The sequence below is a fragment of the Streptomyces sp. NPDC042259 genome (genome assembly GCF_055582085.1).
In genome coordinates, this window is sequence record NZ_JBVJDW010000002.1 from 110,674 (window position 1) to 123,383 (window position 12,710).

Annotated in this window: 12 protein-coding genes; 5 read left to right on the plus strand and 7 right to left on the minus strand. The window is 71.6% G+C overall.

Going from position 1 to position 12,710, the window contains the following annotated elements; translation table 11 throughout:
• The first annotated feature begins 55 nt into the window (after positions 1-55).
• Both ACZ6MA_RS05710 and ACZ6MA_RS05715 read left to right on the plus strand, forming a co-directional pair.
• On the plus strand, positions 56-1,954 hold the full coding sequence (locus ACZ6MA_RS05710; protein ID WP_469431354.1) for an ABC transporter ATP-binding protein: 1,899 nt from the start codon (positions 56-58) through the stop codon (positions 1,952-1,954).
• 82 nt (positions 1,955-2,036) lie between these two features.
• Entirely contained in the window at positions 2,037-2,543 is a 507-nt protein-coding gene (locus ACZ6MA_RS05715) for a GNAT family N-acetyltransferase (RefSeq protein WP_469431355.1), read from the plus strand.
• An 86-nt stretch (positions 2,544-2,629) separates the two neighbouring features.
• Here the strand turns inward: ACZ6MA_RS05715 and ACZ6MA_RS05720 are convergent, their stop codons facing one another.
• Positions 2,630-3,748: an amidase domain-containing protein gene (locus tag ACZ6MA_RS05720; RefSeq protein ID WP_469431357.1), complete on the minus strand. Its 1,119-nt coding sequence runs from the start codon at positions 3,746-3,748 to the stop codon at positions 2,630-2,632.
• A gap of 426 nt (positions 3,749-4,174) precedes the next feature.
• Between ACZ6MA_RS05720 and ACZ6MA_RS05725 the strand changes: the two genes are divergently transcribed.
• Both ACZ6MA_RS05725 and ACZ6MA_RS05730 read left to right on the plus strand, forming a co-directional pair.
• The gene (locus tag ACZ6MA_RS05725; RefSeq protein ID WP_469431359.1) at positions 4,175-5,491 is read left to right on the plus strand and encodes a wax ester/triacylglycerol synthase domain-containing protein; all 1,317 of its coding nucleotides are present in this window, start codon (positions 4,175-4,177) and stop codon (positions 5,489-5,491) included.
• Positions 5,492-5,520: 29 nt separating this feature from the next.
• Positions 5,521-5,700, plus strand: coding sequence for a hypothetical protein (locus ACZ6MA_RS05730; protein ID WP_469431360.1), 180 nt, complete (start codon positions 5,521-5,523; stop codon positions 5,698-5,700).
• Between the two features lie 26 nt (positions 5,701-5,726).
• Here the strand turns inward: ACZ6MA_RS05730 and ACZ6MA_RS05735 are convergent, their stop codons facing one another.
• From ACZ6MA_RS05735 to ACZ6MA_RS05750, 4 genes are all read right to left on the minus strand, one after another.
• Complete coding sequence (locus tag ACZ6MA_RS05735) at positions 5,727-6,158, minus strand: PRC-barrel domain-containing protein (RefSeq protein ID WP_469431361.1); 432 nt, start codon at positions 6,156-6,158, stop codon at positions 5,727-5,729.
• Positions 6,155-6,754 (minus strand): PRC-barrel domain-containing protein, encoded by a 600-nt coding sequence (locus ACZ6MA_RS05740; RefSeq protein ID WP_469431363.1) that lies wholly within the window; start codon positions 6,752-6,754, stop codon positions 6,155-6,157. Before ACZ6MA_RS05740 ends, ACZ6MA_RS05735 begins: the two co-directional genes overlap by 4 nt.
• On the minus strand, positions 6,751-6,897 hold the full coding sequence (locus ACZ6MA_RS05745) for a hypothetical protein (RefSeq protein WP_469431365.1): 147 nt from the start codon (positions 6,895-6,897) through the stop codon (positions 6,751-6,753). Before ACZ6MA_RS05745 ends, ACZ6MA_RS05740 begins: the two co-directional genes overlap by 4 nt.
• A gap of 189 nt (positions 6,898-7,086) precedes the next feature.
• On the minus strand, positions 7,087-8,280 hold the full coding sequence (locus tag ACZ6MA_RS05750) for a saccharopine dehydrogenase family protein (protein ID WP_469431367.1): 1,194 nt from the start codon (positions 8,278-8,280) through the stop codon (positions 7,087-7,089).
• Positions 8,281-9,099: 819 nt separating this feature from the next.
• Here ACZ6MA_RS05750 and ACZ6MA_RS05755 point away from each other — a divergent pair.
• Positions 9,100-9,924, plus strand: a complete 825-nt coding sequence (locus ACZ6MA_RS05755) for a DUF1206 domain-containing protein (RefSeq protein ID WP_469431368.1) — start codon at positions 9,100-9,102, stop codon at positions 9,922-9,924.
• Positions 9,925-9,975: 51 nt separating this feature from the next.
• Here the strand turns inward: ACZ6MA_RS05755 and ACZ6MA_RS05760 are convergent, their stop codons facing one another.
• Together ACZ6MA_RS05760 and ACZ6MA_RS05765 are read right to left on the minus strand one after the other, a co-directional pair.
• A complete protein-coding gene (locus tag ACZ6MA_RS05760; RefSeq protein WP_469431369.1) occupies positions 9,976-11,457 on the minus strand; it encodes a SulP family inorganic anion transporter in 1,482 nt (493 codons plus the stop codon).
• 61 nt (positions 11,458-11,518) lie between these two features.
• A complete protein-coding gene (locus tag ACZ6MA_RS05765; protein WP_469431370.1) occupies positions 11,519-12,127 on the minus strand; it encodes a carbonic anhydrase in 609 nt (202 codons plus the stop codon).
• Positions 12,128-12,710: the final 583 nt, after the last annotated feature.

Here is a 12,710-nt window from a genome sequence, read left to right on the forward strand (position 1 = left end):
CGGTTGGACACCGGGTGCCTGCGACTTGGCACGGAAAACGAGTGAGGGAGACCCCATGTCGAACGATCCGCGTTCACCCCGGGACGGGCGGGCCGGGCGCCGTCCACCGCCGCCGGAACCGCAGGAGATCGCCTACCGGGGGGCGGGGACGAGAAACGCGTTCGAGGAGACGTCGTTCCTTCGGTTGTGCGGCAAGATTCCCCGACTGGTGGGGCGCATCGGCCGTATGGCGTGGGAGATCGATCCCCGCGCCGTGCTGATCATGATCTTCGCCCAGGTGGTGTCGGGGGTGTCGGCCGCCGTGGTCCTCGCCGCCACCGCGAAGGCGATGGTGCCGATCCTGGGCGGCGGTCTGGTACCCGACCGGGTGCGGGACGCCCTGCCGGCGCTCGTGGTGGTCGCGGCCGCGGCCTCGACCGCCCGCCTCACCTACGCGCTGGCGCAGTGGGCCGAGCAACGACTCAAACCCAGGCTCGTGACGTCGGCGGACGTCGCACTGGTGGAGGCGATGTGCTCGGTCGAGCTGTCCGCCTTCAACGATCCGGTGTTCGCCGACGAGCACGAGGCCGCCGAGTCCGGGGCCGTGCGCGTCGACCGCATGCTCTACGACGCGCAGCTGTTCATGTCCTCGCTCATCCGCCTGGTCGCCGCCGGCGGGGTGCTCACCGTGCTCCATCCCCTGATGCTGCCCGTCCTCGTCCTCGCGGTGCTGCCGGCGGGCGCGGGCGCGGTGGCCGAGGCGAAGGTCGAGTACCAGGTGCACTTCGCGACGAATTCCGGCCGCAACGTGAAGGGCATGATGCGCTGGCACGTCACCACCTCCAGGCTGGCGGACGAGGTGCGCGGCAACAGCATGCGCTCGTACCTGATCTTCTGGTACCGCACGATGTCGGCCCGTATCGACGCCAAGGTCATGGGCGCCGCACCCCGGATGCTGCGCATCAACCTGCTGTCCTCCGCGATCGGCGGCGTGTGCCTGCTGGGCGCGTGGGCCATGCTCGTGTGGCTGACCGTCACCGGACGGGTCTCGCTGGCCGTCTCCGCGACCGCCGTCGTCGCGGTCCGCACCGCGCTGTTGGCGTTGTCGAACGTCGTGCACTACGCCACCAGCCTGTTCCAGACGACGTTGTACCTCGGGGACTGGCGGCGCTTCGTGGACAAGGCGCGCTCGCTGGCCCCCCGGCGCGGCACGGCCGTGGCCCCGGTGTGCCCGGAGCGGATCCGGATCGACCAGGTGTCGTACTCCTACCCGGGCAAGACCCGCCCCGCCGTCGACGGGCTGTCGCTCACCTTGAACCGTGGGGAGGTCGTGGCGGTCGTCGGCGAGAACGGGTCGGGGAAGTCCACCCTCACCCGGCTGCTCACCGGGCTGTTCACCGCCGAGAAGGGCACGGTGTGCTGGGACGACGTCGACCTGGCCAAGGCCGATCCCGACACCGTGTGGGAGCGCACCGGTGTCGTGACGCAGTTCTTCGCGCACTGGCCGCTCTCCGTCCGGGAGAACATCACCCTCGGCCAGCCGGTGACCTGGGACGACGAGAGGGTGTGGCGGACGATCGACGAGGTGGGGATGCGCGCGGCCGTCGAGGAGCTGCCCGACGGGCTGGACACCTTGCTCGCCCGGGAATTGTGGGGCGGCAGCGATCTGTCCGGTGGCCAATGGCAGCGCATCGCCTGCGCGCGAGCGCTGTACCGGCGGCCGGCCGTGCTCGTGCTCGACGAGCCGACCAGCGAGATGGACGCCCGCGGCGAACACCGGATCTTCCAGGAGCTGAAGAACATCGCCGACGACCGCATCACCATCGTCGTCACCCACCGCCTCGACAACACGAAGATCGCTGACCGGATCGTCGTGATGGAACACGGACGCATCACGGAGAACGGGTCCTTCGACCAACTCCTGAAGGCCGGCGGGCTGTTCCAGGAGCTGTACACACTCAGCCAGGACCGGTGAGGGACGGACGCACCCGCACGGCGGGCCGGGCGGGCCGGCAGCCGGGGGCCCCTGGGACTGGGGTGGTGCGTACCGTTGCCCCATGCCCTCCCTCCAGCGCCTTCGTCCTGGCCACGCCGCCGCCCTGCTCGCGTTCGAGCGGGAGAACCGGTCCTATTTCGCCGCCTCGGTCCCGGACCGTGGTGACGACTACTTCACCGATTTCGACGCACGGCACAGCGCTCTGCTCGCGGAGCAGGGCGCCGGACTCATCCATTTCCATGTGCTGGTGGACGACCACGGTGAGGTGTTGGGGCGGATCAACCTGGTCGACGTGGCGGACGGCCGCGCCGAACTCGGGTACCGGATAGCCGAGAAGGCAGCGGGGCGGGGCCTGGCCACCACCGCGGTCCGGTGGGCGTGCGCCCTCGCGGCCACCGCGTACGGTCTGACCGCCCTGCGGGCCGCCACGACGGTCGACAACGCCGGCTCCCGAGCCGTTCTGGCCCGTACCGGGTTCGTGCCCACCGGCGAGGTCCGCCTCGGCGGCCGGCCGGGGATCTCCTACACGCGGGACCTCGGTGACGTGCGCGAAGGCGCCGTCCGGTAGAGGCGCGCGCAACGCACAGTGGGCCCCGCCTCACGGCGGGGCCCACAGGTGTGAGGCGGGCGGTAACGGCCCTCCTCCAGGCACGGTCAGGTGCGGTAGGCGAAGTAGACCGAACCGGGGTTGGAAGCCACGATGCTCGCCACGGACTTCCGGTAGGTGTTGGTCGAGTGGTAAGTCAGGTACGGGACACCGCTCCTGCTGCGGTAGGTGGTCATCATGGAGTGGTCCTTCGAACCGTCCCGCTCGAAGTCCATCTGGAGGACGTCACCGACCTCCAGCTGGTACACGTTGGAGAGGTTGGTCGCCCGCTTGGAGGAAAGGGTGAACCACGACCACTCGTTGGCGCCGACCCAGGATATGGTCTGGTTCGAGGAGTCGTACCACCAGTTGCGGTAGTCCGAGTACGTGCCGGAGTCGTTCTTCCAGCCGCCCGCCTTCAGGGCCTGGCTGATGAAGTTGGTGCAGTCACCGCCGGCGTCGTTGAACTTCCGGTAGGCGGGGTTGTAGTTCTTCCAGTACTTCTCCGCGTACGCGGCCATGGCCCGGTAGTCGTAGGTACCCGAGGTCTTCGGCACCGACCGCGCCGGCCAGGACGTGGCGGCGGGCGTGCCCTTGGGCGGGGCTCCCACGCTCGCCACGGCAGCCGTCACGGGCTGGTTGATCGCCCGGGGGCCGTCGTCCTTGGGCTTGATGCCCGTCAGTTCCCACTTGCCGCCCGGCGCCACGGCGAAGTTCATCTCGTGGTGGGCCTGGAAGCCGGTCGTCGCCGGCTCGTCACCGCGGATCTTCTTGTACGTGAGCGTCGTGGTCTCGGTGACCTCGACCGTGGCCCGCCCGTTCTTGACGCGCGGCTTGCCCGTGGTCACCTTGGTCTCGGCGGCGGTGTACGCCTCGCCCAGGGCGGCGAGGCGGGACTTACGGGTGCGCAGCGAGGACAGCGCGGTGTCCTCCGCCCGCGCGAGACCGGTCGACAGACGCACGTTCCTGTCGAGCAGCAGCGGCGCCCGTCGCGTCGACCCGGTGTCCAGCAGGGCCGCCGTACGCTCGGTCAGGACGGCGTCGGCGATGCGGCCGAAGGACGCGGCCGTGGCGCTGTCCGGCGTGCTGTTCGTCGCCGCGTTCGCCGCGGAGGCGGGCAGGAGCACGGCCGAGACGGCCACCGTCAGTGCCGCACCGACCGCGGATCTGAACGTGGATGGATTCACTGTGTTTCCCCTTGTCACCCCGTCCGGACGGACCGGGGGACGGAATCTTCGCACGAAGTTCCGCTTTTCGGGTATGTGATCGTTTCTTGATTCGGTAACACAATGCGCCGCCTGAGGCTTCGGTGCGATCGGCGCCGGGAGCGATGGCGTCGGTACGTTCCGCTCGGGGCCATGCCGGCGGAACGGCGGTGTGTCCTGCGCCACATCAGCCGCGTCGTACCGGTGGTCGGATCCGGGCGGGGGCGGGCGGCGAGAAGGGGCGACCGGGTGAATCCCGTCGGGGTCGAGCGACGTGGGCCTCTGCCGTTCCCTGACGGCCCGTCACGGCGATGTTAGCTTCCTCCCACGTTCCACCGCCGTCCGTGGGCACGGCAGCCCCCGGGGCCCGCCGGGTGGCCGACGTTGCCGTGCGCGAGGAGAACACCGGTGCTGCTGTCCGATACCGCTTCCGGGCCGGCCGGCGTGCCGTACCGCCCCGCCGACGCGCACTACCTCTCGGGGACGGGCGGCCTCCCGCCCCTGGTCGGCTGCCTCCTCACCCTCGCCGGCCGGCCACCGGACGTCGCGGAACTCCGTGACTGGCTCGCTCCCCGCATCGAGAACGTCACGGCACTGACACGGCGCTGGCCGGTCCCCTACCGCGGTGCACGGGAATTCGAGCATGTCGGCCGGCCGGAAACACACCATCATGTGCGGCAGGCGACAGTGGACCGCATTACCGACTGGCCGGGGCTGCTGGAACCGCTGTGGTCGCGGCCACTGCCCGCCGACCGCCGGCCGCCGTGGGACCTGTGGCTGGTCCGCAGCCCGCAGGACGCCGCACACTACGCGCTGTTCTTCCGGACCCACCACGCCCTCCTGGACGGCGTCGCCACCACGCGCGTGGTCGCCGAGCTGCTCGGCCTTCAACCGCGACGCTCCGGGGGCCCCTCCCCCGGTCCGGCTCCCGGACCGGCGGGGCCCGCCGCGGCGGACGTCTCCGCGACGGCCGCCACCGGCGCCGCCGCCGACCTGCTCCGCGGGTACCGCACGCCGGTCGCGTGGCCGGCCCCGGACGACAGGCCCGGCCGCATCCCCCGCTTCGGTTTCGCACGGCTTCCGCTGTCCCTGCTGCGCGCGGCCGGGCACCCCGCGGGCGCCACGGTCAACGACGTCTACCTCGCGGGGTGGGCGGGGGCGCTGCGGTACTGGCAGCAGATCCGCGCCGAATCCCGTGCGGTGGCCGGTGGCGGGCCGGAAGACCTGCCGGTACGGATGCCGGTGTCCACCCGGCACCTCGGGCCGCCCTCCCCGCTCATCGGCAACCGGGTCATCTCGGAACGGGTGGTGCTGCCCTGCTCCGAGCCGGATCCGGGCCGGCGCCTTCGGGCCGTGACACGGCAGACCGCCCTGCTGCGCTCCGACCGCCGGCGCGCCGCCGCCCAAGCCGCGTACGACCGGCTGTCGTTCCCCCTTGCCTCCTGGGTCGCCCACCGCAGCCTGCGCCCGCGCTGCGGGGTGATGGCCGCGAGCAATCTGCGGATGAGCGCCGAGCCGTTGTCCTTCCGGGGCGCACCGGTGCTCCACGCGGTGACAGTCGGCCCGGTCGCGCCCGGCCATCATTGCTACAGCCTGCTCACCGGCTATCACGACACGGCCTATCTGTACCTGGCCCACACCGATCGCCTACCGCACGCCGAACGCCTGCCCGCCCTCTGGCTCCGCGCGGTCCACGAGCTGCACGAAGCGGGTCGGACGCCCTGAGGGGGCACGGAAACCGGCGAGGAAGCGTGATGCGGCGGGCGCGTCGCACGGCCCGCGTACGGGGGCGGAACTTCGGTTCCCGCGCACAGAAGCGGGAGGCATGGGTCGAGGTGACCGTGCCGGCGAAGTACGTCGGCGACGCCGAGTTCGGCCTCTTCACCGGCCTGTCCGACGCGGTGCGGAAGGCCGTTCCGCTCGGGCTGATCTGAGTGCCCGTCGGGGCGGTCGTGGCCGGTCAGTGGGCGCGGACCACGAGGGCGTAGTCGCCGAGCCCTACGAGGCGTGCTCCCGGTACGGGCCCGAGTGTGGTGTAGAGGGTGTGGATGTGGCCGGTGGTGGGGTCGAAGGCGATGTCCTTGACCGTTCCGTGCTCGTCACCGAGGTCCGTCAGCACCCGGCTGCCCAGGGGTTCCTGGTGCGCCGGGGCGTGGGCGGAAGCCGCTTCGCCGTCGGGGGCGGAGTGGGCGATGACCGCGTCCTGGCCGACCGTCCGCACCAGGTTCCAGGCCAGGACCGGATGCCCCTTGGCCCGGGAGCCGGAGAGACGTACGTGGCTGACGGACCGCGCGGAGGCGTCGATCGTCAGCGCGTCGACGGTGCCCAGTTCGGTGGCCTCGCCAACGGTGACGACCGGAAGGCCGCGGGCCTGGGAGAACAACATCATCATGCGCGTTCCCTTCCCTCCTGGCCGATCCCGCTCTGCCGGGCGGCGGCCTGCCGGGTGCGGAAGATCTCGACCTGGGCGGTGAAGCTCGGCAGGTCGTCGGCCACGAAGCGGCATGCCTCTGCCGGGACGACCAGGGCCTGGCCGGAGACCGCGAGCCCCTCGCCGCGGGGGATGAACACGGTGCGGCGACGGTTTTCGGGAGGCTCGATGGCGGCCACCTGGAACCCCGCCACCCGGCCGTCGGCGTCGACGACCACGTCGAGCACGGTGCCCGCGTCGGTGCCCTCGTCCGTCAGCATCCGCACGCCCAGGACCCCGCCGCCCGCTGCCTCGCCGGAGGCGACGACCGCCGCCGGCTCGGTCAGTACGTCCCGGCCGGGGATCATCACGGCGTGATGGCCCAGGGCGTGCACGGCGGACCAGGGCAGGCTCTGCTTGAGGGGACCGGCCAGCAGGCCCCGCCCGTTGAGGGTGAAGCCGGTGATCTGCCCGGCGGGGCCGTCGAAGACGGTGTCCTTGATCTGCGCCACGGCCTCCCCGCCGAGGGTGACCACCGGCCGTTTGGTCAACTCCGATGCCAGCAACAGTGTGTTCACCGGTTCCCTCCCTTGTGGAACCGGCGTCCTCGCTGCACCGCGATCACCGTGCCGGCCCGCCTGCGTGCCTGGACGCCCGCCACCACGACCGCCAGCACGAGCAGCATCACGGCCGCGACGATCAGCCACCCCCACCAGATCATCGTCCACCTCCCGGTCCTGGCCGGCTCCGGCCACTGCGACGGAGCCCGGCACCCTCCCGTATGCCCGTGCCGCCCGCGTTGATGCCGCTCAACGCGCCTGATTTCGCCGGAGGTTGCCGCGCCACCACCCCTCCCTTCGCGTACCCCGGCGCCCTCGGCACTTTCGGCACCGGCCGAGCCGGGCGGTCGTCAGTCGGTGTGACGCACCCGGAACGGGATGCCGGCGACGCCCAGCCGCTCGATCAGCGCGTCACCCATGGCCGTGGCCGTCGTGACCTGCCCCGAGGTGGCCGGCAGATCGTCCAGTGCGAGACACAGCGAGGCCTCGGCCAGCATCTTCGCGGTCTCGCCGTAACCCGGGTCACCGCCCGAGACCTCGGTGAACACGCGTCGGCCGCCCCCTTCGCCCACGGCCCGCACCCGGAACCAGGCGCGGGCCCGCCGCTCGGGGCCCGGTCCCTTTCCCGGCTCGTAGCGGTTCATCAGCCAGGACCGGACGGGAGGCACCTGCGCCGCCACGGCCAGCGCCCCCAACCCGATCGGCGCGCCCAGGGCCATGGGCAGCGTCTTGACGGACGCGTAGTGGCGGTAGCGGAAGTCGGGACCGTACCGCTCCAGCGCGGCGGCCGAACGTCGCACGATCTGGGGGTCGATCGTCGGCAGCGGCAGCGCCCACGTGCCCGTCTCCTTGCTGAACCGCGGCACCCCCAGCGGGGCCCGTACCCGGCGCCGGGCCGACCGCGACTCGTGCCGGCTCCGCTCCCGGGCCGCGGCCTTCGCCTGGCGCTGTCGCGCGGCGATCGTCAGGGACGTCGTCAGTGTCCCGCCGGAGATGATCCCCGAGGCCTGTACGAATCCGTCGACCGTCAGCGGCACTCCTTCCGGCAGTTGCCGGACGGTGAAGTACGCGAGGAGATCGTGCGGCATCGAGTCGAAACCGCAGGCGTGGACGATCCGCGCGCCGGTCTCCCGGGCGCGCGCGTCGTGGCGCACCCCCATCAGATCCACGAACTCCGGCTCACCGGTGAGGTCGGTGTAATCGGTGCCGGCTTCCGCGCACGCGGCCACCAGTTCCTCGCCGTACCAGATGTACGGGCCGACGGTCGAGGCGACGACATGGGTGGATTCGGCGAGCGCGCGCAGCGCGGCCCGGTCGCCCGCGTCCGCGGTCACCAGGGCCACTTCCGCGGCACGTGCCGGGTCGAGCGCGGCCAGCCGGTCCCGCAGCCGCTCCAACTTCTCCCGGCTGCGCCCGGCGAGCGCCCACCGGCACCCTCGCGGTGCCCGCGCGAGCAGGTACTCGGCGGTGAGCTGCCCGACGAAGCCGGTCGCTCCGAAGAGCACGACGTCGTAGGGGCGTTGCGGATGTGACTGCCTGTTCATCAAACCTCCGGACGCTGGGGGGCGGCCGAGGTGGCGGGCACCCGTGCGGCCGTCCGCCGCGCGGCCGATCGCCCGCGCGGTGCTCCGGGCGTCACCGGAGCACCGCGCCGGTCGGCCCGCGTGTCGAACGACCGCGTGGGCGAAGGCCGCCGCGCGGTGCGCGACGGCCCGGTGCTCCCACCTCGGTCAGATGCGTTCGGTATACCACGCGCCCCAGTCGCGCGGGCCCGCTGCCGCTGGTCCTGGGGATCATCGCGCTGGTGCTGGGCGCCGCTCCCGGATCGCGGCGGGCACGGAAGGGCGCGCCGGGGCACGCGGGAGGCCCGTGCCCCGGGCCGCGGCCGCGTCGGCGGTGCGCACCTTCAACGCGATGACCGCCCGGGTGAACGCGCGGTGGGCGGGTGGCGCGCACTCGGGCAGCCGCCGACTGGCCGGCGGATCCCGGCGAGCGCCCCGCGGGCGCGTCCTCAAACGCCGGACGGGCTTGAAGTGGCCGGGCTCAGCCCAACCCCGCCCGGACGGGCTGATGAGGACGGGCTCAGCCAAAACCAGCCCGTCCGGCGATTGAGGACAACCGCCGCGCAGCGGGCGCTGATCCCCGGCCCGCGAGCAGCCGGGGCGCCTAGTGTCCCCGCCGCCCGTCCCGCGCCCGGCGTGCCGGGAATCGGTCCGGGCGTGATCCTGAAGATGCCGCCGCGACGCTCGCGGGGCGGGCGGCGGGCTCCGGCCACGGCCCACGGTCGTTTCTCCCCGGCTCCCGCGGGGCAGACGGTCATCCCTTGAGCCGTGTGGGCGGGGTCTGACGCGAAGGACGAGACGATGAGATGGTGGCCGGACGGCGGCGAAGCACGAGCGGCCCGCGGGACGGGTGTGGCCGTGGCGGCCCGTGCGGGGCTGGCGGCGCGGGGGGTGCTCTATCTCCTCATCGCCGCGCTCGCGCTGCGGATCGCCCTCATCGACGGCAGCGAGCAGGCCGACCGCGGTGGAGCGGTGCAGGAGCTGGCCGAGCGGCCCTTCGGCCGGGTGCTGGTCTGGGCGGTGGGCGTCGGGCTGATCGGCATGGCCCTGTGGCGGTTGTCTGAGGCGGTCTTCGGCGGGGCCGGTGCCGACGGCTCGAAGGCCCGCAAACGGCTGCTGTCCGCTGTGCGTTTCGTGTTCTACTCCATCGCCGCCGGCTCGGTGATCGCCTTCGCGGCCGGTGAGCGGGGCAGCGGTGCCGGTTCGACCGACGAGCAGTCGCGGGACGTCACCGCGCGCGTGCTGGACTGGCCGGGCGGGCAGGCCCTGGTGGCCGTGGCGGGGGCCGGGGTGGCGGCGGCCGGTGTCTGGATCACGGTCAGAGCGGTCATGCGCAAGTACCGGCGGCATCTGAAGCAGGCACAGATGTCCCCCGCCACGCGCCGGGTCGTGGACGTCCTCGGCGTCGCGGGCGGAGTCAGCCGGGGGCTGGTGTTCGCGGCGGCGGGCGGTTTCGCCATCCAGGCGGCCGTCACGTACGACCCGGATCAGGCCAAGGGGCTGGACGACACGCTGCGCACGTTCGCCGACACTCCCGTCGGCCCGTGGCTGCTGGCCGTGGTCGCGGTCGGGCTGGCACTGTTCGGGTTGTTCTCCTTGGCGATGGTGCGCTGGCGGAGCTTCTAGGCCGCCGAGCGGAGGGCGCGCCCGTGCTGGATGCCGGGCGCGCCCTGTCGTTCACACCTGGCCGTGTTCGCGCCCGCTCATCCGTACCGGCTCGGTGCCTTCCTCGTTGTGACGGTCGGCCCAGTTGGTGAGGGCGGTCTGGCAGGCGTGGTCGAGGTGGCGGAGTCCGGACAGGTCCATTTCGATGGGGCGGTCCTTGGGGAGCGCTTCGAGGGTGTCGAGGATGAGCGGCAGCCGCAGGAAGGTGGCGTTTCCGGTCAGGCGCACATGGATGGGGCCGGTGCCGGGGTCCTTGACGTTCATATGGACGTGGGAGATGGCCCACGCGGTCTTGGCGACGGCCAGCAGCAGACCGAGCAGGACGCCCTCGAAAAGGTTGGTGGTAAAGATGGCGAGCGCGGTGACGCCGAGCACCACCGCTTCACCCCGGTGGTCGCGCCACAGCGGGAGGAGTTCGCGGACCGGGACGAGCTTGCACCCGGCGTGCACCAGCACACCGGCGAGGGCGGCGAGGGGGATGACCCCGAGCGCGGCGGGGAACAGGGCGGCGAACAACAGGAGCCATACGCCGTGCAGGACCCGGGAGGCCTTGGTGCGGGCGCCGGCCTGGACGTTGGCGGCACTGCGGACGATGACCGCAGTCATGGGCAGGGCGCCGAGGAATCCGCACACCGCGTTTCCGGCGCCTTGGGCCATGAGTTCCTTGTCGTAGTCGGTCCGCGGGCCGTCGTGCATGCGGTCGACCGCTGCCGCGCTGAAGAGGCTTTCGGCGGAGGCGATGAGGGTGAAGGCCAGGACGGTGCCGAGCAGAGCGATCCCACCGAGGCCGGTGAAGTCGTCCAGAGCGGGTGGCTGGATCGATTCGAGCAGTCCTTGCACCTCGACCTTGGCGATCGGCAGGGAGAAGGCCGCAGTCGCGGTGGTGGCGAGGGCCACGGCGGCCAGGGGCGCGGGAAGCGCCCCGGAGAGCCGCTGCGGCATGCGCTTCCAGAACACGAGGACGGCTATGGTCCCGGATCCGATGGCGAGTGCGATCAGTGACTGCTCGTCCGCGGCGATGTCGGCGACCAGCGCCGGAAGCCCGGTGATCTTGTCGAGACCGGTGCCGGGTGCCTTGAGATCGGCCATGGCGTAACACTGGCCGAAGATCAGGACAAGCCCGATTCCCGCCAGCATCCCCTGGACGACGGCGACCGAGATGGCACGGAACCAGCGGCCGAACTTCAGCAGGCCCAGGATGAGTTGCACGAGCCCGGCGGTCAGGACGATGACGCCGAGGGTGCCGATCCCGTGAACTTGGACGGCTTCGTAGACGAGGACGGTCAGTCCGGCGGCCGGGCCGCTGACCTGGAGGGAGCTGCCGGGCAGCAGACCGGCGACGAGCCCGCCGACGATACCGGTGACCAGGCCGAGTTCGGCGGGCACGCCCGAGGCGACGGCGATGCCGACGCACAGGGGTACGGCGACGAGGAAGACGACGAGGGAGGCGGTGAAGTCCCGTCGCAGGACCTCGGAAGGGGGTAGGGAGCGCATGGGTTCCTCACGTGAGGTGGGGAAGGATGAGCTGGTGCGACCGTGTGCGAGGAGCCGCGGGTCACAGGGGCCGGAACGCCGCCTCGCCGCCCGTGGTGCGATGGGCGAGAACGGACCCGGTGTGGACTTCGTAGTACCAGGCGTGCAAGGTCAGCCGGCCGTCGGACAGCCGCTCGGCGACGCAGGGGTAGGCGCGCAGCCGGTCGAGCTGGGCGAGGGCGTGGCGTTGCGCGGAGACGGCGACGACCGGGTCGTCACGGTCGTCGGCGAATGCCTTCAGTTCGGCGGACGCGCCGCGCTCCAGCCAGCCCCGCACCGCCGGCGCGCCGGAGAGGTCGTCACCGCGCACGAGGGCTCCGACCGCGCCGCAGTGGGAGTGTCCGCAGACGATGACGGTGCGGACGGCCAGCACACGCACCGCGTATTCGATGGTGGCCGTCTCGCCCGCGGGGTGGTGACCGCAGTACTCCGGGACGATGTTGCCCGCGGTCCGCAGCTCGAACAGCTCACCGGGGCGCGCACCGGTGATCAGCGAGGGCACCACACGCGAGTCCGAGCAGGTGATGAACAACGCTTCCGGGTGCTGGCCGGCTTCCAGGGCACGGAATTCCTCGGCACGTCGGGTCACGTGGGTGGCGAATGATCGCGCATTGGCTATCAGGGACTTCATGTTGGCCCGCCTCCTGTGCCCGCGGTATTCGGGCACGGTGTGTTCAAGGTCAGCATTGGAGTACGTGCTCAGCGCCGCACGGGTTTTCCACCACAGGGGTGTCGCGCTGGAAGAGCGTGCGGTCCGGAGGCGGCCTGATGGTCCCGGCTTCCCCACTTGGTTGAATTGCGCTGCTTTCTTTGAACGCGTGCCGCGTCGCGTGAACACGAACTTTATTGAGCACGTGCATGGTTGACCACGCGTCATAAAAGCCACGCCGCGGCCGGAGCACCGACGACCATATGCGCGGTTCCGCGCTGCGGCCACAACCGTCTTTTGCCTGTACGTTACCTTAGCTTGGCACGCTGAGGCAGCTCAATAATGCGTTTAACTGGTTGTTGGATGCGCAGTCGGCGGCGCGTCCTGGGGGCGTGCGCCCCTGGGGTCACTTCGCGCCATCGACGGCCCCCCGCACCACTTCTCCGCCACGCCACGCCCCCGCCTCACGGCCATCCGCCCCACGACGTCAACTCGTCTGCCGGCCAACAGGGAAGCGATCATCACCTTACTCAACGTTGACACTCTCTTGGGAATGCCTTTACGG

Excerpts from the sequence above, each read along its gene's own strand:
- ACZ6MA_RS05710 (WP_469431354.1), top strand. The coding sequence starts at position 56 with ATGTCGAACGATCCGCGTTCACCCCGGGACGGGCGGGCCGGGCGCCGT.
- ACZ6MA_RS05715 (WP_469431355.1), top strand. The coding sequence starts at position 2,037 with ATGCCCTCCCTCCAGCGCCTTCGTCCTGGCCACGCCGCCGCCCTGCTC.
- ACZ6MA_RS05730 (WP_469431360.1), top strand. The coding sequence starts at position 5,521 with ATGCGGCGGGCGCGTCGCACGGCCCGCGTACGGGGGCGGAACTTCGGT.
- ACZ6MA_RS05735 (WP_469431361.1), bottom strand. The coding sequence starts at position 6,158 with ATGATGATGTTGTTCTCCCAGGCCCGCGGCCTTCCGGTCGTCACCGTT.
- ACZ6MA_RS05745 (WP_469431365.1), bottom strand. The coding sequence starts at position 6,897 with ATGATCTGGTGGGGGTGGCTGATCGTCGCGGCCGTGATGCTGCTCGTG.
- ACZ6MA_RS05750 (WP_469431367.1), bottom strand. The coding sequence starts at position 8,280 with ATGAACAGGCAGTCACATCCGCAACGCCCCTACGACGTCGTGCTCTTC.
- ACZ6MA_RS05755 (WP_469431368.1), top strand. The coding sequence starts at position 9,100 with ATGAGATGGTGGCCGGACGGCGGCGAAGCACGAGCGGCCCGCGGGACG.
- ACZ6MA_RS05760 (WP_469431369.1), bottom strand. The coding sequence starts at position 11,457 with ATGCGCTCCCTACCCCCTTCCGAGGTCCTGCGACGGGACTTCACCGCC.
- ACZ6MA_RS05765 (WP_469431370.1), bottom strand. The coding sequence starts at position 12,127 with ATGAAGTCCCTGATAGCCAATGCGCGATCATTCGCCACCCACGTGACC.